The sequence below is a fragment of the Polaribacter atrinae genome, assembly GCF_038023995.1.
Taxonomy (GTDB): domain Bacteria; phylum Bacteroidota; class Bacteroidia; order Flavobacteriales; family Flavobacteriaceae; genus Polaribacter; species Polaribacter atrinae.
On sequence record NZ_CP150660.1, the window covers coordinates 1,142,309 to 1,162,852 of the forward strand.

The window sequence follows — 20,544 nt, forward strand, 5'->3', positions numbered from 1 at the left end:
AAACGAAAATTCAGAAAGGCTGAGAATTTCTTTAAAATCAAAAAAAAAGTAAAAATTATTGGCGGAATTAAGCATGTAAGAAAACACTCAAACGCTGAAAAACCAAAATTGCGGAATTGAGCAAGATGTGGAATTAAAATATTGGCGGAATTTTCACTCGAACGCTGAATTTAGAAAATAATAAGAAAAATTGGAAAATAAAAAAACTACTTTTGGTAACACCGTGTATAAAAAATTGCTTATTTTTAGCTTAACCGAAGGCAGTTGCATTTTTACTCACTTCAATTTTCCTGCGGAAAATAGCCGTTCATAAAAATCGCAACTTTCCATAACACAACAACGTTGGCAACTATATAAACGAAAAAAAACTCAAAGAGGAAATGAATAATAAATTTTTAGTTAAAGTTAGTAACATTATTGGAATAATTTCGATAATATTATTGGTGTATTGGGTATTTGTTTTTATATCAATAACAGTATTTGGATTTAAAGTATTTAGAGAAAATATTACTGAAACATTTTATTTGAGTATTGTCGGAATTTTAGCTTTAATGGCTGGTTCTTTAATAATAAATGTAATGTTTAATTTGACAAGAATTGCAGAAAAACATAATCAAGACGACCTAAATATTCCGAAAAAAATGAATAAAAAAATAGGAATAATTTTTGGAATTAGCTTTCCTATAATTTTTATACTTCTATTTGGTGGAGATTATTTAACAACTGAAAAGAAAGAAAAAATGCTCATTTCTTCAGCTAAATCAATTATCGAAAATAATGTAGAAAAATCAGACAGATTATTGAATTACTCTTTCAAAGAAAACTGGATTATTGACACAGAAGAAATACTTGACATTTATTCAAAGACCGATAAACATTTCCCATTTGTTTCAGTAATTGTAAATGATAACATTGACAAATCAAAAGTTTTTTTAGGGTTTAGAAGCTATTATGGAGAATTGAACGACTCAATCCAACCAAAGAAAAAAGACTTTATACTAAAGACTACAAAAGAAGAAAGAGAATATTTAGATAATGTGTTTTTTAAAAATCTTGATAAAGTTAGATTTAGTGCAAGTGACGGAAAATATGAATTATTCTATCCATATTTAAAAAACGGAAAGATAATTGTATTATATTTTTCTGATTACCAAAGATATGGAAAAATAGGAAGTTAAAATTAAAAAATACAGTTGCCAACACCGTGTATAATTAATTGCTTGGTTTTAGCCAATTTACGAAAGTCCTCGCGGACTCTCTATCTGTGTTTTATTTACTAACTTTAGTGCTTAAAACACGCAACTAATCATACACAAAACCGTTGTACACTATTTATGAAAAGAATTTATTACTTAATAATATTTGTTATTTTCATTCAAAATTCTTCTTGCAATCGAATTAAAAAAAATGATTTAATTGGTGAATGGAGAACTTTCTCTTTTAATGATAAAATTTCTTATTCAGATATTAAGTTCTCTAAAAAGAAAATACAACTACTTGATAATTTTTCGAGAATTGAAAGTGGAGAATATTATTTGAAAAATGATGAATTAAACATCAGTTTGAATAATTATAACTTAAAATCAAAACTTATATTCTTCAACAACGATTCTATTGAAGTATTTAATAAAACATATTACAAAGTTGAAAATTCGAAACATTTTGAATTGGATGAATATCGTTTAATTGGAATCGATTCAAATGAAAAACTGTCAGTAAATAGTAATTCATATAATTTCCATCTTTATTCCGAAAAAGGAATTACAAAGATTAGGTTTAATGAGAAAATTATTTCCCTGAATGACGTAAAAACAGCATTTTTTGGAGAACATCACAATTTAAAGCCAACCGTTGAATTATTCGTTGGAGAAAACATTAAATCAGAAGACTTAACGAATTTTTATATTGAACTCGAAGAATTGGGAATAAAAAAAATAACATTAATCGTTAAAAAGGAAAATTCAACTGAATATAAAGTTATTAAAGATTCTACTGGAATTAAAGAAAATATATTGAATACAAATAAAGAATTAATTATAAAATTGAAATAAAAAACAGTGTACAACACCGTGTAGTAAAAATTGCTTAATTTAGTACTCAACCAAAGTTAGTTGCATTTTTGTAAACAACAATTTTCCTTCGGAAAATAGCCGTTCACTTAAAACGCAACTTTCAATACACAACAACGTTGGCATTAATTAAAAAATGAAAATATTTGAATATTACAGAAAAGCAATAATTTCATTTTCATCAATGTTATTGGTGTTTCTTTTTTCGTTTATAATATCAGGAAAATTTAATATAAATGGAATTATAAATATTACTTACTTAATCTTTGGAGTTTCTATATTTTTAGGAACACTTTATTATATTTATGATATTTATTTTGGTCCAAAAAAGAGAGTAAATGAATTAAAAAAATATCCTTTTACGGAATTAATGAAAATTGGTTTTAAACACAAAAAAGATTATTTAATTGGAAAAATCAATGGTTTTACAGTAATTGTTGGTTACAATTGGAGAAATGAAAAAGGATTTCCTTGTGTTTATGGAATTATTCTCTTTGACCCGAGAATAAATGGAAAACACATGAATAATTACGATCTTAATAAATTACAAAATTCAATAAAAGATGAATATAATTTTTGGGAATATGGCAGATTAAAAACTGAATGGGACTTTACCAAAGAAAAACCAAATCATAAGTCAATAATTACCAAACTGAAAAAGAATTCTAATCTGATTTTAAATAAAGGAATGAATAAAATTAACTTTGAAAATTGGAAAAATGAAATTGAAAGTAAATATTCTGAAAGTAAAAAAACTAATGCCAACACCGTATAGTAAAAATTGCTAAATTAGTGCTTTACAAAACTAGTCGCATTTTTGTAAACACCCATTTTCCTTCGGAAAATAGCCGTTCACTTTAAACGCAACTTTCAATATACAACAACGTTGGCAAACATTTGAACGAAATGCAGTACTATATATTTATCATTGATGATTCTGGAGCAATTGAGGAAATTGATTATAAAAAAATCGATGGAAAAATTGTTACGATATGTAAAATGTACGACGACAATGATTTTAATAAACTTAATGATATTTTACACTCAACTAATGAATATATAATTAATGAAAAAGCATTAAATATTTTCAAAGAAAGTAATACAATTAAATATAAATTAGGGAAAGCAAAAGTATTGCGTAAAGAAAAATTATTTGGGTTATTTAAAAAGAACAATTCTTATGAATATTTTGACTTGACTTTCCCTGACGAAAACGCTTCAGATTGCTACGATTGGATTAATTTTGAAAAAAGTGAAATATTTGTGACTGACGAAAATGGCGAGAAATTTAAAATAAAATCTCATCAAAACGAGTTGGACTTGATAACAGAAAATAAATTAGACTCTACGAAAAGTTATTCGTTTGAGACAAAAAAAGTTGTTTTTAACAAAAAATTCGATTCTAACATTGATTTGTTTAAAATCCCTCATTATTCTTGGGGAATTTATGTTTCGGAAAGGTTAAAAAATAAATTAGAGAATGCCAAAATAACTGACATTCGATTTGCAGAAAATAAAGAAAAATTAGGAAAAATGTGGAAACCGCATTTCCCAATTATTGAATTTGAAAAATAAAAACGATTTGCCAACACCGTGTATAATTAATTGCTTGGTTATCGCTTACTTACGAAAATCCTCGCGGATTTTCTATTCGGTTTTTATTTACTAACTTTAGTGCTTAAACCACGCAACTAATCATACACAAACACGTTGTGTGTAATTTGATAAAACCGAATGCAAAGAACAGAAAACATAAATAAAGAGAAACTTTTTGAGCTGATTGAATTTATTCTATTGGATTCAAAAACTGAACTTTATGAATCGTATTCTGAAATGGAAAGCGAATTAGTTCGGATAAATAATTTCTCTGAATTTAAAGACTATTTCGAACATTCGATTTCTGAAAAGAAAACGCAATTAGGATTTGGGATTTATAATCCTGAAAGTAGAGGCAAGTTCACTATAACAAAATTAAAACTCGACCCGAAATACTGCAACGGAAAAACCTACCGAAACCGAATTGATGGTTGGGGAATAATATTCGTTCATCTGAATTTACTAAATGCCGAAAACGAAATTGAATGCCGAATTTCTGTGACTCAAAAAAAAGAGCTGAAAATTGGAAAAGCACTAATCCTGAATTTGGAAATCCTGAATTGTGGGATTGGAAAATAATAGAAAGAAACGCAAGGAAAATAATAAAACAATTAAAAAACTACACACAACACAGTATATAAAAAATTGCTGTTTTGTGCTTAATCAAAGGCAGTTGCACGTTTACTACGTCTGAATTTCCTTCGGAAATTCCTCGCACGCAAACCCGCAACTTTCCATATACTAAACCGTTAGCCACAATACACACAAAACCCCGAACTATGAAGAAAATTTTAGGAACGATTTTTATTTTAATGACAATAATAAGCTGTAATTCAACATCGGAAAAAGAAAAAGAATTACTCGAAAAGGAAAATGAACTTTTGCAACGTGAATTGGAATTGACTAAAAAAGAGCAGAATTCTGAATCCAAAGAGATCGAATTAACAAAGCCTAAAGAAATCAAAGAAAAGAAAGAAACAACCCAAAATGACATAATAAAAGAAACTGTTGTAAAAACAACTGGTTATACTTTTGACAATTTCCACATTTCCGCAAACCGAGTTGGAATTTTCTCAAAAGGTATGACAATTAATGATGTGTATAATTCCATTCCAAAGAAACAAATTAAAAAAACTGTTGGATATGGAGAGTTCGCTGATGACACTTATGATGATTATGAAATCTACGACTCTAATATGAAAAAGATTTTGGTTTTAACACCAAAACAGAACGGGAATACGAATTCAAAAATTAATCGAATTTCGGTTTTAGACAGTCGATTTAGAACGACAGAAAAAATTGGACTTAACTCAACCTTTGGAGATTTAAAACAATATTATGCAACCGACAAAATTTCACCTGATATGGAACATATTATTTTGGACGTAAATCATATTAATGCTTGGTTTAGTATCAAAAAATCGGAACTTGACGAAGGTTGGTGGAATGGAAATGGAATAGATAAAACTAAAATTCCTGACAATGCAAAATTCGATGGAATTACAATCTGGTGGAAATAAGTACTGTGGCTAACACCGTATATAATTTATTGCTGGCTTCTCGCCTACTTACGAAAGTCCTCGCGGACTTTCTTGGTCGGTAATTATTTACTAAATTAGTTGCTTAAACCACGCAACAAACCATATACAAACACGTTAGCCTTCATTATGACAAGCCGTTTCCTAAAAAGAAAAAATCTAGATTATGAAAAAATTTAAATATTTATTATTGGTATTCGTTGTTTTATTTTCAATGAATACACAAGCACAAAATGAAACTAAAATTGATGACGCTAAATTAAATGATTTCATAAAAAAGTTATGTCTCTCTGGATTAGCTTTTCGGACATCAGATTCTAGACAAGCTGGTCAAGATATTGAAGAATTAATTCTAAATTTTCTTGGTCTAACAAAAGAAGACCCAAATTATAAAGAAAAACTGACCAAATTTTGGAATGAAAATAATCATAAATTCATTTGCCACGAAGAAGGTACAACTAAATTCACTAGAACCCCACAACATTTTTTAAAACGAATTGTTGATTTGGGAATGCATAAGAGTGTTTTAGGTGACTTCCTTTTGAGCAATCCGTATAAGTATCCAATCAATGTAAATACTGTAGAAATCTATAATGGAAAAGAAGAAACACTTCTTGACTATTTAGATGCAATTATTTCAAATCCTGACAATAAAGAAAAATATAATATACCTGAAATTAAATCATTAAGAAGACTTTTACTTATGGGATACAATGCAAAAACAGCCTCTGAATTAAAAAAATAACGCTCATGATTTCTAAATTTCTTCAAGATAATTACGAATCAGATTTAATTGCGTTTCTGAAACAGGTATATCTAAATAAAACCAAAATATCTGAATCGGATATAATTGAGTTAAAAGAGTACGAAACAGAAGACTATGCACTTATAGGTATAATAGGTTTAATTCTTAATAACAAACCACGTATCCTTCTTGGTAAAAAACAACCGTATGATGGAGGAATTCAGAAAATGTGTTTAGAAATTCCAGCTTCTCAAAATGATTTAGTTGATGTAGCCGATAAATTCCTTGAGGATGATTTTAGTGAAGAAAGTGAATTTGTTTTAAGGAAAGTAATGCTAGAATATCCAAATGAAGAGAATAGCGAAAATGAATAAAAGCGACTGAATTAAAAAATAACGAAAGGCTAACACCGTATATAATTTATTGCTGGCTTATTGCTTACTTACGAAAGTCCTCGCGGACTTTCTTAGTCGGTAATTATTTACTAAATTAGGTGCTTAAAACACGCAACAAACCATATACACAAACGTTGTAAAAAACTGGGCGAAAGTATAATCCGCAAGTAAAAGTTCTTTTAAAAACATTTTGCTTTAAAGTCTGAAAACTCAAAAAAGCGAAATAAAACGTTTGAAAAATTAGTTTTTGGAACACTCTCTCGCGAATCAAAATTTTGAAAAAAATTAGAAGGTTTTTAGAATTTTAAGAAAGGAAAAATAGTTCTTTTCGTTCGGAGTTTTAAAACGCAAAAAAAAGGAAAAAGTTTGCGGAATTTAGCTTGTTTGAAAATATCTGAAAACTTGAAACTTATTTACTGTTTGAAGCTAAAATTTCGAAATTAAACAAAGTGCTGAGTAAAAGTTGGAGAAATTCGTTCTTAAAGACAAATTTAGAAAGGCTGAGAGATTTCTAAGAGTAAAATAAAGGTTTACTAATGTTCTAAATTAAAAACTTGTGAAAACACTGAAAAATAAAAATTGCGGAATTTGCTAAGAAACTCAAAAAAGGAGAAAAAAAAATAGGAATTTTATAACTTATAAAGTGGAAATTAAACACGCATTTTACAACACCTTGTATAAAAAATTGCTAAATTTGGCTTAATCAAAGGTTTGTGCTTTTTTGTCAACTCCTATTTTCCTGCGGAAAATAGCCGTCGACTTAAAACGCAACTTTCCATACAAAACAACGTTACCACCAATTATGAAAACAATAAAAATAATCTATAAAACCACCTTACTTTTCATATTTGCAACAACTATTTTAAGTTGCAACAATAAACCAAAATCTGATACGAAAAAAAATTCAAAAGTGATGTTGAAGTTATTCAACATAAACACAAGTAATCAATTGATTGTAAATGTTCCAGAGAGCCATAAGGAACAATGTATTATTAATGAATTAATAAAGGTTGATTCATTGGGTTATGCCAAAGGAACACGAACCAATGAAGAAACAGGAGAAAAAATAACGGTCATTTTTGATTATAATAATATTGTTACAATCAATCATAGCGATAAATCTGTTTTTCGTTTTATTTCTCCCTTTATAGTATCAGGCTCAGGTTCGGGTAATTTTAAATATATTGGCTTATTTGAACTAAACAAAAAAACAAACAATATTAACCATTCTGACACTAGATTCCTAGGAGATAGAATTGTTTTAGAAAAATTAGACTATGATGGAAATGAAACTTTAGACATCATCATAAAAACACACAGAAAAGAACAATCTTTTTCAGAAACACCAAAAGTTACTAAAATACTGAAATTTAATATCACTAATATTATCAATAAAAAGGAATAAATAACAATGAGTTATCTACATATTGTAAACGGTAGTTCAGCAGCAGGACTTTTAAGTTTTGTTTTGAGAGAAAATAAGATAAACAAAGAGAATAAAGTATGCTGTTTTAATGATTTTTTAGCCGTTGGTTCATTATACAACCTAACAACAAAAGAGGGAATTGAACAAAGGAGCACATATTTATATAACTTAATCAACAGAACCTCTAGAGAAAAAAAATCAAGCAAAGAGATTCAAAAAGACTTGACTACATTTTATAAACACACATTTAATAATTATGAAAAAGTTATTGTTTGGTTTGGTGAAAATACATCCGAAGAACTATTAAAACTGTTATGTTGTAACCTTGTAAAGCAATCTCTTTTGTATGAAATCAATGTTTCTTCTGAAAAAATTGAAGAGTACAAACTGCGTGCAGTTCCTGAATGCTCTCCTGAAATTGTAAAACAATTACTCCCAAAGGCTATAAAAATTTCGAAAAATGAATATGAAGACAATAACAAAGAGTGGAATAAAATAAATCAATCTAAATCGTTACTACGAATATATCAAGCAAAAAAAATAGAATCTGTTCAAGAAGATTATTTTGACAAATCAATTCTTGAAGAATGTAAAAATGAATATACTTTACTGCTAAAGATAACTGGACAAGTAATGGGAAAAAACAAGCAACTAATTACAGATACTTTTATTATTTATAGAATACTATATTTAATCGAGACAAATCAGTTAGCTTTTTTAGGCAATTTAAAAAACATCAGAGAAGTTAAAATAAAAATAACTGGTGGTAACACCGTGTATAATTAATGGCTAGTTCTCGCCTACTTACGAAAATCCTCGCGGATTTTCTATTCGGTTTTTATTTACTAAATTATGTGCTTAAACACGCCACTAATCATACACAATCACGTTGCCCACAATACAAAAAAAATCGAGAATGATAAGAAAATTTGGATTTATAACAATGATTTTTGCGACCATTTTGACAAGTTGCAACACCGACAAATCAAAAATGAAGATTGAAAGTCCTAAAATTACAAAAACTGAACAGAAAAATGATACGCTGACAAAACATCTAAAAACTTTCAATCCCGAATTGCCGACAATTGGACTTTTAATGTATAACGGAGTTTTGCAAAGCGAGGTAATCGCAACTTCTGACGTTTTCGCAAAACCAACCGAAGATGGAAAACAGCTTTTTAATGTAATCTCAATTGCCGAAACGGAAACTCCAATAACAACAGAAGAAGGAATGCATTTCGTGCCTGATTATACGTTTGAGAATTGTCCGAAACTTACAGCTTTATTCGTTCCAAGTGCATATGATATGTACGCACAAGTTCATAACGAAAAAATCGTGAAATTTATCAAAGAGAAAAATAAAGAAACTGATTATGTTGTGAGCAATTGTGCTGGAGCTCAATTAATCGGAAAATCAGAAATTGCGGATGGACATAAAATTGTAACGTGGATTGGTGGCGGAAAAGATTTACAAAAGGAATATCCGAATTTAAAAGTGCAAAATGACAGTTTGATAACTTTTGTTGAAGACGGAAAATTTAGCTCATCGAATGGGAATTTAGCAAGTTATATTTCTGCATTAAGTTTAGTGGAGAAAATGACCAGTTTAGAACATAGAAAATTTGTAGAAAGTTATTTATATCTCGACCGACTTCAAAACTGGAAGGAATAAGTACTATGGGCAACACCGTGTATAATTAATGGCTAGTTCTCGCCTACTTACGAAAATCCTCGCGGATTTTCTATTCAGTAATTATTTGCTAAATTAGGTGCTTAAACACGCCACTAATCATACACAAAACCGTTATGCCCAAGCACAAAATAATCCGTATAAAATTAAGAAATTGATATAATAAATGAAACAGCATACTACAAAAATAACATCAATAAGTGTAGAACAAAGCGGATTACCAACTGATTATAAAAAAGCGATAGCAGAATATATTTGGAATGGATTTGATGCAAATGCAACAGAGATTCATTTAAATATTGATAGTAATGAAATTGGATTTATAAATGAATTTTCCATCACAGATAATGGAAATGGAATAAATATAGAAACTATAGATCAAACTTTCGGTCATTTCTTAGATTCTCAGAAAAGAACAACTTTTAATAAAGACGGATTTGTCAAGGGGAAAAAAGGAAAAGGTCGATATTCTTTTCAACAATATTCTGGTAAAGCTATTTGGAATACTACATTCAAAAGTGAAAATGATGAATATTTAAATTATAACATTGAAATTAAAGAATCGAGCCTTCAAAACTTCGGAATTTCTGACAAGAAAATAATAAAAAAGAAACATACAGGAACTACTGTAAGGTTTGAAACTTTTAACAAACTTACAGCTGATTTAATAATGAATTCTTCATTTTATGACTTTTTAGCGTGTGAATTTGGTTGGTTTTTATACCTAAATAAAAGCTATTCATTAAGAGTTAATGATTATGAAATCGACTATAATACCATTATAGATAAAACAGTAGTTTTTAATGAAGAAATTAATGGTTTTGATTTCAAAATTAACTTCATTAGATGGAAAAAAATATAGGAGATAAATACTATTACTATTTTTTAAATGAAGATAAAATTGAGAAAGAACGAAAACATACATCTTTTAATAATAAAACAGAAGATTTTCATCATTCAGTATATATAGAATCTGCATACTTTGAATCTTTTAAATTATCCAATGCAAAAACTGAAACATTAGATTTTGACATAAAAGACCAAAATGATATTACCTTTAAAGTGCTTTTAGGTTTTTTAAAAGAAAAATTATCAATTGAAGAAAAACTTTTTATCAAAGAACATAAAGCAGATGAGTTAATTAACAAATATCGGAAACAAAATATCTTCCCTTTATTTAAAAATAATCCTTACGATAAGTTAAGAAAGAAAGATTTAGAACAAGTTGTTAAAGAAATATATTGCGTACAACCAAAAATATTTCAAGGTCTAAAGAATACACAAAGCAAAACAATCATTGGTTTCCTAAATTTACTTTTAGATTCAGACCAAAGAGACGACATATTAAATATTCTTGATAGTATTATAAAATTGTCAGATGAAGAAAGAAAGGAACTTTCAAAAACTTTAAATAAAACAAAATTTACTGCGGTTGTTGCACTCGTTAAACTATTAGAGAATAGATTAAATACAGTTTTAGGACTTAAACACCTTGTTTATGATTTAGAAAAGTTCACAAATGAAAGAGACCATATTCAAAAAATCATAGAAAATAACTATTGGTTATTTGGAGAACAATATCACCTTGTCTCAGCAGATAAAAACTTTGAAACACTTTTAAACAATTACCTATCTTTTTTAGAAAAAGAAAAAACGGATTTTAAAAATATAAATAATAATTCACGACTAAAAAGACCAGACATTTTTGTTGCAAGAAAATCAGATATTCCTGACTCAAATAGTGATGAATATATGATTGAAGAAAACATAATTGTAGAATTAAAAAGACCAAGTGTTGTTATAGGAAAAAAACAATATGACCAAATTGAGGAATATATTAGAATAATAATAAAAGAACCAAGATTTTCAAGTGAAACAAGAACTTGGAAACTAATTTTAGTAGGTAAAAGCGTAGATGAATGGATTACCGACAAATATGAATCTCAAAAAGGAAAAGGGAAAAAATTCTTAGTTGAATCTGTAAAAAACTATGAAATTTATGCTTTGAAATGGGATGATTTATTCAGAACGTTTGACATTAAACATAAACATTTAATAAATAAACTTGAATTTAAGAATTCCATAATTGAAGAATTGACAGAAAAAGGACTAATTACGGAAGAAGAAAATGTTGAATTAATTACAAAAGAAATAGCCAGGGCATAACACCGTATATAATTTATTGCTGGCTTCTCGCCTACTTACGAAAGTCCTCGCGGACTTTCTTGGTCGGTAATTATTTACTAAATTAGTTGCTTAAAACACGCAACAAACCATATACAAACACGTTAGGCAAAATTTAAAAAAATATGAAAATCTACACACCAAATGATGGAATGAATGGATATAAAGGCTTTAAAAGAAAATTTGACTTTTTTATCCAACAATATGGAGAAGATGTATTTAATGAAATTAAAATGGAAACCTTAAATTCTCCAAACGTAATTAACTTATATCGTTCTTTAGAAAACAAATATTATCCAACAGCTGAAAATATTATGAATGTAACTTCCGAAGTTAATTACATAATTAAAAAAACTATAATAATCATACCTTCAAAGAAAAAATATGAAAAAAAGATTGATTATTCACATATCTGTTCTATGATTATATTGGAACATTGGATTCTGAATTTACTTCCATATCAAGAAGAAAATCCACTAACATATAATTCTGGAGACATCAAAAAAGATGGTTTTATTTTTATGTCAGGAGTTATGTCAATTATTGAGAATGAATATCGAGAATTAGAAAAAAAATATCTAGATTAATAAAGTATGGTAATATTTATAATTATAGTTGCATTAATTTACTTTTTCGCAGTTAGACCTTTTTTAAGACAGAAGAAAGCTGAAAGTTATATAAGTTATTACAATGTTCCAGATGAAATAAAAGAAATGATTGATTCTGAAAATGTATTTGATTTATCTGAAATTCTAGTGGATTTAGAGCTAAATCAGGAATATAAAGAAGCTAAAATAATTCTTGAAGCAATTAACAGTAAAGGAATGAATTTTTCGAGAAGGGTTGACAAAATTCGAAATGAAATGAGAATTAAGGCTGGTTTAGGTCCATTGCAACATTTCTAAAAAACTTTGCCTAACACCGTGTAATAAAAATTGCTTATTTTTAGCTTAACCAAAGTTTGTTGCATTTTTATAAACTTCTATTTTCCTGCGGAAAATAGCCGTTCATTTTAAACGCAACTTTCAATACACAAACACGTTGTGCAACATTTGACAAAACTATGCTGAAAGAATTAATTACAAACCCATTTTACGCAATAATAGCATTAGTTGTTATTTGGCAAATTCTGAATTTCATACTAATTCGGGAATCAAATTTATCTAAAAAGACTTGGTCGCGATTAGAATACGTTTGGATTGCTATTGGCTTTATGGGAGTAATTTCAATAATTATTGAGAATGACAGAAATTATAAAAAAAGTGATTTAAATTTTGCCGAAAATTGGATTGAAAATCAATTTGAATCATTATTAAGTTTTTCCGAAAGAGAAACAATCTGTTTTCAATACACAAGAAGTGATTGGTTGCCTGCAAAAGAATTTGACAGACGACAAGCAGAATCTGACAGAATATGTAAATGGGTAAAAGAAGAAATTGTGCCTATCTTAAAAGAGTCTAAAAAAAATGGATACTCAAAAATTAATGACTATAATAAAGTTGAATTAGACCATTTTGAAGGAAGTTATACACCTGAAAGAATCACAAAAGATATTGACCGAATTAATGAAGACATTGTTAATAGAAACAACCTACGAAATGAAATCCGCTCGAATCATTGGTTAGGATTTCAATATTCTTTAGGAGTTATTCTATTAATTTTTGCATTTGCATTAAGATTGACATTAGTAACGAAAAAAGTGAAAACCGAATAAAAAAAACGTTGCACAACACCGTATAAAAATAATTGCTAAATTAGTGCTTAACCAAGGTCGTTGCAGTTTTGTTACGCCTGATTTTCCTGCGGAAAATCCTCGCACACAAAACCGCAACTATTCTTATACAAACACGCTGGCATTAATTGAGGAAAACTCAAACTATGAATAAATATTGGCAAATTCCTGAGTCAAAAAATCAGATTATAATTAAAAATTGGAATATTTTCTATGGTCAATCGGAACTTGAAATTAATGACTCAAATGAAATACCAAAATATTTCGATATCATTTCACTTGACAAAATTGAGAAAGTAGAGAATACAGAAAAAACTAATTACTTAAAATTATTTTTTAATCAATATTCTACCACAAAATTGTATTTGAGCAATGAAAGAATAAAATCCGAAATTGTTAGCCATATAAAAGAATATAAAACGGAATATAAATATAAAAAAGACTTACCAACTAGTATTGAATTCGCAAAAGGACATTATATATTGATTGTTCTTTTTTCATTGTTCTTTTTCTGCTCGCTTTATTTTGCTATTGGAATTTCAAATGGTGAAAATTTTCCATTAAAAAATATGAGAGTTGGACTTTTACATTATTGCCTATATGTCGCAAAAATTGGAATTTTAAACTTAATAATTGTTTACACTCTGGACTACCTAATAAAAATGGGACTAATTTTTTAGGCCGCATTGTTGATAATTCGTTTTAGTTTTAGTTCCATTTCTAATGGTGTTAAATAATCCAGGCTTGAATGAATTCTCTTTGTGTTATACCAAGTAATGTATTGGCTTACTTTGTCAAATAATTGCAAGTAAGATTTAAATTTAAAGCGATACAGCCATTCGTGTTTAATAGTCTTGAAAAAGCTTTCCGCTACTGCATTATCCCAACAGTTCCCTTTCCTGCTCATGGATTGTGTTATATTGCTATTGAAAGAAAAGATATTAGTCATTGTATTAGCTGAATATTGAACCCCTCTGTCAGAATGAAATATGAAGTTATTTGAAATATCTCTTGTTCTTCTAGCATGAACCCAGGCTTTTAGTACTGTATTTTGAACCGTCATGTCTTCACTTAACGCCCATCCTACTACTTTTCTGTCAGCTAAATCTATAATAGTTGTTAGGTAATTCCAGCTGTTATTTACCCTAATATAAGTAATATCTGACACCCATTTTTCTCCTATTATTGAACTTGAAAATTCTCTATCCAGTTCATTTTTAGCCAATGGAAAGCTATGCTTGGAATCTGTTGTGTTTACAAACTTTCTTCTTAAAACACTTTTTAGTCCCATTTCTTTCATCAATATTGCGATATAAGAACGGCAATAATTCAGGTCTTCTCGTTCTAACATTTTTTGTATTCTACAGCTTCCATAAATCTCTTTACTGTCTTCAAAAATTGCCTTAATCCTTTCTTTTAGGAGTATTACGGAGTTTTTAGCTCTTACTAACCCCCTGTTCTTACGCCAATTGTAATATGCATTTTTACTGACCCGCATACATTTACACATCTTCTCAACCACAAAATCTGTTTCATTTGATAATATGAATTGATATTTTATTGGTCGCTCTTGGAAAAGATGCTTACTGCCTTTTTTAAAATATCACGCTCCATTTTCACATCACGTAATTCTTTACGCAGCGCTTTAAGTTCTTGCTCTTCTTTAGTAAGTTCCCTTTTCTTGGAAAAGTCTCCAGATTTAGCCTCATAATCCTTTTTCCAACGACTTATAAGGCTGGGAGCAACACCATAGTCCTCGCTAATTTGTTTTGCCTTGATTCCTGATTGCAATAGTTCTACTATTGTAACCTTTAATTCGTTATCGTATCTTTTTGCCATAATTCAAATATATAATTTATGACCGTAAAAATTCGTCACATCTAAACTAGACAATCCACTCTTACTTTGAGCATTTTGATTTATTTACTGAGAAAAAAATTACGCCTGAAAGGATTTATAGAAACATTGACAAAGAGAAACAACTAATGCCAACACTGTATATAATTTATTGCTTGGTTCTAGCCTACTTACGAAAATCCTCGCGGATTTTCTTTGTCCGTAATTATTTACTAACTTAGTTGCTTAACCACGCAACAAACCATATACAAACACGTTGGGCGTAAGCTAAAAATCAGAACGTTAAAACTTTACAAATGAGTAAAACAAGAATATTTACAACTCGAAAGTTAGAAAAAATAACGAAAGAATTTATATCTGAAAATGAAGAATTTAATAATGAATATTTAGGAGATTGGACTTCTACTCTATTTTATGTAAGTCATAAAAAATGTTGGTTATTAATCAATAAAATGACAAAATACCTTTTAATCTTACCGAATATAAAGAAAACTGACTTAAAAAATATATCTTCTATTTTTAAAGAGAATTTATTTGCTCAACTAACTTTTGACGGAATTGAAACAAGATATGAATTGGTGGAGAAAATAATCGGAGAAATTAAATTGCAGGAAACAAATAATGACAGAAGTACTAATGGTTCTTTAAATAACTGTTTGCTTTTTCTTGAAGATTGGAAATATGAATTTGGAGATTATGAAAATATGAACTTTAGAGATTTGAATGGCAGACTAAATAGTTCACCGAACAAAATGTTGAATTGGAAATATCCAAAAGAAAAAATGAATGAAATGATAAATAATTACGAAAAAAAATCATTTTTAGAAAAAAACAGAATTGTACTTTAAAACAGGAAAGAATTGAAAGATTTAGAATAACAAAATAAAATTTGAAAAAAAGTTGAACAAAAAAGCCTACGCCCAACACCATATATAATTTATTGCTGGCTTCTTGCCTACTTGCGAAAGTCCTCGCGGACTTTCTTGGTCGGTAAATATTTACTAAATTAGTTGATTGAAACACGCAACAAACCATATATAAACACGTAGCCAATATAAGAAACGCCTATGGGAACTTGGGGAACAGGAATTTCTTCAAACGATATTTACGAAGATATTAATTATGAATTCTTTGAATTATATAATCAAGGAATGGAAGTTTCTGCGATTACTGAAAAGTTAATTCAGGAAAATAAAGAACTGATTGATTCTCACGAAGACCAAAATAATTTTTGGATAACTATCGCAAAATCTCAATGGGAATGTAAATCACTTGACCCAAAAGTTCTTAATCGGATTAAAGATATTGTCGAGTCTGGAAAAGATATTGAATTGTGGAAAGAATTTGACGCTTCACAATCTGACTTGACTAAAAGGCAAAAGGTTTTAGATAGCTTTTTAAAGAAAATATCAAACGAAAAAAAGACATCTCGAAAACGAAAAGTAAAAAAATCACGAAATGCGATTTTCGAAAAAGGAGATTGTTTAATTTTTAAATTAAGTGATGGAGATTATTGTGGAGCTTTCGTGTTGGAATCGGAAAAAGAAACGGAATTCGGACTGAATTTAATTGCTGTAACTGACATTAAACAATCGGAAAAACCAACTGAAAAGGACTTTGAGAATGCAAAACTATTATTTAGACTTGAACAGCAAATAAACAAAGAGTTTAAACCAAAGGAACAGATTAGTTGGTATTATGCTCAACATTTCAAAAAATCGGAAACGGAATTTGAAAAAATTGGGCAATTAAAAGTTAATAAAGATTATCATTCAAATAAAGACCATCAGAGTTTTTCGAATTGGGACAATCTGAAATTATTTCAAGACGAATTCTATTCTGACTTTGAAAATAATAAGTGTAAAAACAAAATTAAATTGAGTAGCTTAAGGAAAAAATACTGGCTACAACAACGTATATAATCCATTGCTAGTACTAGCCTACTTACGAAAATCCTCGCGGATTTTCTATTCGGTTTTTATTTGCTAAATTACGTGCTAAACTACGCAACGTATCATATACAAAACCGTTGTGCACAAGCTGAAAAAAAATTGGAACATAATGAAAAATACGACAATTGACATAAACGATTCTACTATTAAAAAATATGTGGAATCATTACGACCTGAAAATCTTGAAATTCGTAAACAAGTCGATATTGGATATTCATATGACGGAAAAATTGTAATACTATTTGAAATTAGACCTGAATGGGATAATCCAAAAAAGATGCAACAAATTGAATTTGCAAAAATTCGACATTACAAATCAAGAAAAGAATGGAATTTATATTGGATGCGAGCAAGTGGAAAATGGGAACTTTACGAACCATTACCTAAATCAACGCATTTAGCGAAAATCATCGAAATCATAAAAGAAGATAAACACGATTGCTTTTATGGATAAATCAAAAAAAAGTATAGTTAGAGAAATTGCGCAAGAATTAGATTGCGGAAATGAATGCTATTATAATTTTAAAACCAGCGAAATATTAGCAATTCCGAATTTATCACAAATATTCGACGAGGAAGAATTTAAAGAGTCTTTTAAAGAAAGTTTAAAAAAATTAAAGAAGTATAAAGCTGATTTTATCAAAATCGAAATTTTGGAAAGTTTTGAATCCTTTAAAATTATGGAGAGATTTGTTGAGCAAGTAACAGATGCAAAACTTCAAGTGGAATTAGAGAATATTTTAGCAAACAAAAAACCTTTCCAGAATTTTAAGCAAAAAATTGACCATTCAAATTTTAGACAAAGTTGGTTTGAATTTAAGCAAATTGAGTTGGAAAGAATAGTAGAAAATCAATTGAAATGAAAAAAGCCTGTGCACAACACCGTATAAACTTTATTGCTAGTTTTAGCTCACTTGGGAAATTCCTCCGGAATTTCGCCGTTCGTGTTTTATTTAGTAAATTCATTGCTTAAACAACGCAACAAAGCTTATACAACAACGTTGTACACAATTTACGAACTCAATCATAAATGAATAAAAATCAAGTAAATAGAGTTTTAGGAGCAATATTAATTCCTGAAAAAGAAATTGAACGTTATCATAATGAACTTGGTTTTTTCAAAATAAAATTCTCTAAAGAAACGATAAAAGAATACAAAGATGATTTTGATAAAAAACTGAATATTCCTTTAACAAAAAGCCATAGTGAGGAATCGTTTAAAAGTTATAAATTATCTAATTCTTTTCTAATTTCTGAAAACAATAAGAGTTCAATCCCTGAATCTTATAAAAATTACCCAATTGGAACTTGGTTGGTCGAATACACATTCAATGACGAAGAGGAATTTTTGAATTTGATTTCTTCCGACTTAACAGGATTTAGTATCGAATTAGAATATTCTATTACAGATGAAAATGGAAAAACTTATCATCTGAAAGATAACTTTGAGAGGATGAATAAATTATCTGAATTACTCTCAATAAATATTTTCATACGTGGAGGAAGTACTGGTGGAGTTGGTAGAAATGAACACGGAGAAGCACATTTTGAAATTCATAAAAAAAATAGTCTTAAGAATATTGGCAAAATATTTATGCCAAAATTAAGTCATTGGAACGAACTGAATTTTAAAGAAAAACTATCCATTATAACAATTGAAAAAGGCGAAGATTTACCTAAAAGAGAAAAAAAAGCATTTGTCAAATGGTTGGAAAAAAATGAAAATGAAAACCTTAAACGTTGCTACAATGAATGGAACAGAATAAATAAGGACAATAATCAAGCTATACTAATATAAAAAAACTGTGTACAACACCGTATAAACTTTATTGCTGGTTTTAGCTCACTTGGGAAATTCCTTCGGAATTTCGCCGTTCGTGTTTTATTTAGTAAATTCAGTGCCTAAACCACGCAACAAAGCTTATACAACAACGTTGCAAAAAATACCAAAAACCACTTCCGAAAAATCTCGGGTAAATTAAATTCGGTATTTTTTTCGTGTTTTAAGAATTACAATAAACCGAAAAATTCTGCCCAAAAATAGTAAAATGTGAATTTGAAAATTTTGAAAAAAACTGAAAAGTGTTGAACAGAATCTCGCTCGGAAAAAATTGAAATATTTTTGAGAAAGTTGCTTTAAGAAAATATTTGAAAATTATAAAAACGCTGAATTATTTATCTGAATCTGGAAAATACTTTGGCGGAATTAAAACGAAAAAAAGGAAATGTGAAAGAAAGGAATATTTGAATTAGCGTAAAAACGAAAAATCTGTTTTGAAAATCAAAATACTGAAAGAAAAACAGGAATAAAATATGAAAAAAAATACTTTTTGCAACACCGTGTATAAAAAATTGCTACTTTTAGCTTAAACCAATAGTAGTTGCATTTTTGCACACTTTGATTTTCCTTCGGAAAATCCTCGCGTTCAAAACCGCAACTTTCCATAACACAAACACGTTGTGTGTCATTAAACTAAACCATATGGGAAAACATAAATATTGGGGAAAAGTTGAGGAGGATTGGGCTGGATATTCGGGTGAAATAAAGTTCAAATCGGAAAATTTTGACAAAAAGGAAATTACCATATTTTTGGGAAGTGAGTTCGATGAAGATGGAGAAGAAATTGAAACAATTCCAACGGAAAATGAATTAGACGATTTTGAGAATACTTATTTAGAATTTTTGAAAAAATTTGACAATATTTTAATTGACATATCAGAGAAAACTTTTGAAAGATATTTAAAACTTTACGCTCATTATTATGAAAATCAAGAAAAATCAGGCGAAAAACCACTGAACATTGACACTAAAGAAAAGCATTTTGAAAATATTAAAGAAATTCTATATTTAAGAGTCCTTAAAAACGGAAATATCCAAATTCCAATTCGATACAAAATTGACACAGAACACGGAGTTGAAATAAGGCTTGAAAAGAATAAAGTAATAGGAGTTGGTGGAATAGCAGAAACGTGAAAATAACGAACACACAACACCGTATATAATTTATTGCTGGCTTCTTGCCTACTTACGAAAGTCCTCGCGGACTTTCTTGGTCGGTAATTATTTACTAAATTAGGTGCTTAAAACACGCAACAAACCATATACAAAAACGTTGTAAAAAACTGGGCGAAAGTATAATCCGCAAGTAAAAGTTCTTTTAAAAACATTTAGCTTTAAAGTCTGAAAACTCAAAAAAGCGAAATAAAACGTTTGAAAAATTAGTTTATTGGAACACTCTCTCGCGAATCAAAATTTTGAAAAAAATTAGAAGGTTTTTAGAATTTTAAGAAAGGAAAAATAGTTCTTTTCGTTCGGAGTTTTAAAACGCAAAAAAAAGGAAAAAGTTTGCGGAATTTAGC

The 20,544-nt window shown here is 28.7% G+C and carries 24 protein-coding genes; 23 read left to right on the plus strand and 1 reads right to left on the minus strand.

The window, feature by feature from the left end; all coding sequences use genetic code 11:
- Positions 1-380: 380 nt before the first annotated feature.
- The 17 genes from WG945_RS04925 to WG945_RS05005 all read left to right on the plus strand — a co-directional run bounded on the left by WG945_RS04925 (position 381) and on the right by WG945_RS05005 (position 14,055).
- On the plus strand, positions 381-1,178 hold the full coding sequence (locus tag WG945_RS04925) for a hypothetical protein (RefSeq protein ID WP_027127312.1): 798 nt from the start codon (positions 381-383) through the stop codon (positions 1,176-1,178).
- Between the two features lie 156 nt (positions 1,179-1,334).
- Complete coding sequence (locus tag WG945_RS04930) at positions 1,335-2,051, plus strand: hypothetical protein (protein WP_068450404.1); 717 nt, start codon at positions 1,335-1,337, stop codon at positions 2,049-2,051.
- A 154-nt stretch (positions 2,052-2,205) separates the two neighbouring features.
- On the plus strand, positions 2,206-2,844 hold the full coding sequence (locus WG945_RS04935; RefSeq protein ID WP_157603665.1) for a hypothetical protein: 639 nt from the start codon (positions 2,206-2,208) through the stop codon (positions 2,842-2,844).
- A gap of 131 nt (positions 2,845-2,975) precedes the next feature.
- A complete protein-coding gene (locus WG945_RS04940) occupies positions 2,976-3,644 on the plus strand; it encodes an imm11 family protein (protein ID WP_068450400.1) in 669 nt (222 codons plus the stop codon).
- Positions 3,645-3,803: 159 nt separating this feature from the next.
- On the plus strand, positions 3,804-4,244 hold the full coding sequence (locus tag WG945_RS04945) for a hypothetical protein (protein WP_068450398.1): 441 nt from the start codon (positions 3,804-3,806) through the stop codon (positions 4,242-4,244).
- Positions 4,245-4,444: 200 nt separating this feature from the next.
- Positions 4,445-5,185, plus strand: coding sequence for a hypothetical protein (locus WG945_RS04950; RefSeq protein ID WP_068450396.1), 741 nt, complete (start codon positions 4,445-4,447; stop codon positions 5,183-5,185).
- A gap of 184 nt (positions 5,186-5,369) precedes the next feature.
- Complete coding sequence (locus tag WG945_RS04955) at positions 5,370-5,948, plus strand: hypothetical protein (protein WP_068453087.1); 579 nt, start codon at positions 5,370-5,372, stop codon at positions 5,946-5,948.
- Positions 5,949-5,953: 5 nt separating this feature from the next.
- Complete coding sequence (locus WG945_RS04960; RefSeq protein WP_068453090.1) at positions 5,954-6,322, plus strand: hypothetical protein; 369 nt, start codon at positions 5,954-5,956, stop codon at positions 6,320-6,322.
- A gap of 823 nt (positions 6,323-7,145) precedes the next feature.
- Positions 7,146-7,748: a hypothetical protein gene (locus WG945_RS04965; protein WP_068452197.1), complete on the plus strand. Its 603-nt coding sequence runs from the start codon at positions 7,146-7,148 to the stop codon at positions 7,746-7,748.
- A 6-nt stretch (positions 7,749-7,754) separates the two neighbouring features.
- A complete protein-coding gene (locus tag WG945_RS04970; RefSeq protein WP_068452194.1) occupies positions 7,755-8,555 on the plus strand; it encodes a DUF3658 domain-containing protein in 801 nt (266 codons plus the stop codon).
- A 130-nt stretch (positions 8,556-8,685) separates the two neighbouring features.
- Complete coding sequence (locus WG945_RS04975) at positions 8,686-9,441, plus strand: DJ-1/PfpI family protein (RefSeq protein ID WP_082864326.1); 756 nt, start codon at positions 8,686-8,688, stop codon at positions 9,439-9,441.
- Positions 9,442-9,625: 184 nt separating this feature from the next.
- A complete protein-coding gene (locus tag WG945_RS04980; protein WP_082864325.1) occupies positions 9,626-10,321 on the plus strand; it encodes an ATP-binding protein in 696 nt (231 codons plus the stop codon).
- A complete protein-coding gene (locus WG945_RS04985; protein WP_082864324.1) occupies positions 10,306-11,625 on the plus strand; it encodes a hypothetical protein in 1,320 nt (439 codons plus the stop codon). Before WG945_RS04980 ends, WG945_RS04985 begins: the two co-directional genes overlap by 16 nt.
- 143 nt (positions 11,626-11,768) lie before the next feature.
- On the plus strand, positions 11,769-12,230 hold the full coding sequence (locus WG945_RS04990; protein ID WP_068453043.1) for a hypothetical protein: 462 nt from the start codon (positions 11,769-11,771) through the stop codon (positions 12,228-12,230).
- A 6-nt stretch (positions 12,231-12,236) separates the two neighbouring features.
- Positions 12,237-12,548 (plus strand): hypothetical protein, encoded by a 312-nt coding sequence (locus tag WG945_RS04995; protein ID WP_068453040.1) that lies wholly within the window; start codon positions 12,237-12,239, stop codon positions 12,546-12,548.
- 158 nt (positions 12,549-12,706) lie between these two features.
- Entirely contained in the window at positions 12,707-13,357 is a 651-nt protein-coding gene (locus WG945_RS05000; RefSeq protein ID WP_157603736.1) for a hypothetical protein, read from the plus strand.
- Between the two features lie 164 nt (positions 13,358-13,521).
- Entirely contained in the window at positions 13,522-14,055 is a 534-nt protein-coding gene (locus WG945_RS05005; protein WP_340866982.1) for a hypothetical protein, read from the plus strand.
- Here WG945_RS05005 and WG945_RS05010 read toward each other — a convergent pair.
- Positions 14,052-15,214 (minus strand): IS3 family transposase gene (locus WG945_RS05010; protein ID WP_340866702.1). Its coding sequence is split into 2 segments (ribosomal slippage): positions 14,052-14,974 and positions 14,974-15,214, totalling 1,164 coding nucleotides; the frame shifts between segments, so codons are not numbered across the junction. The two genes, WG945_RS05005 and WG945_RS05010, sit on opposite strands and share 4 nt — an antisense overlap.
- Positions 15,215-15,528: 314 nt before the next feature.
- On the opposite strand from WG945_RS05010, the gene WG945_RS05015 reads away from it, so the two are divergent.
- The 6 genes from WG945_RS05015 to WG945_RS05040 all read left to right on the plus strand — a co-directional run bounded on the left by WG945_RS05015 (position 15,529) and on the right by WG945_RS05040 (position 20,158).
- Complete coding sequence (locus WG945_RS05015; protein WP_068452251.1) at positions 15,529-16,080, plus strand: DUF6933 domain-containing protein; 552 nt, start codon at positions 15,529-15,531, stop codon at positions 16,078-16,080.
- 219 nt (positions 16,081-16,299) lie between these two features.
- Positions 16,300-17,154 carry a hypothetical protein gene (locus WG945_RS05020; protein ID WP_068453094.1) on the plus strand — a complete coding sequence of 285 codons (855 nt, stop codon included), beginning with the start codon at positions 16,300-16,302 and terminating at the stop codon, positions 17,152-17,154.
- Between the two features lie 139 nt (positions 17,155-17,293).
- The gene (locus WG945_RS05025; RefSeq protein WP_068452115.1) at positions 17,294-17,638 is read left to right on the plus strand and encodes a DUF3024 domain-containing protein; all 345 of its coding nucleotides are present in this window, start codon (positions 17,294-17,296) and stop codon (positions 17,636-17,638) included.
- Positions 17,631-18,047 carry a UPF0158 family protein gene (locus WG945_RS05030; protein ID WP_068452112.1) on the plus strand — a complete coding sequence of 139 codons (417 nt, stop codon included), beginning with the start codon at positions 17,631-17,633 and terminating at the stop codon, positions 18,045-18,047. Before WG945_RS05025 ends, WG945_RS05030 begins: the two co-directional genes overlap by 8 nt.
- A 167-nt stretch (positions 18,048-18,214) precedes the next feature.
- Complete coding sequence (locus WG945_RS05035) at positions 18,215-18,982, plus strand: hypothetical protein (RefSeq protein WP_068452110.1); 768 nt, start codon at positions 18,215-18,217, stop codon at positions 18,980-18,982.
- A gap of 684 nt (positions 18,983-19,666) precedes the next feature.
- The gene (locus WG945_RS05040) at positions 19,667-20,158 is read left to right on the plus strand and encodes a DUF6985 domain-containing protein (RefSeq protein ID WP_068449029.1); all 492 of its coding nucleotides are present in this window, start codon (positions 19,667-19,669) and stop codon (positions 20,156-20,158) included.
- Positions 20,159-20,544 lie beyond the last annotated feature (386 nt).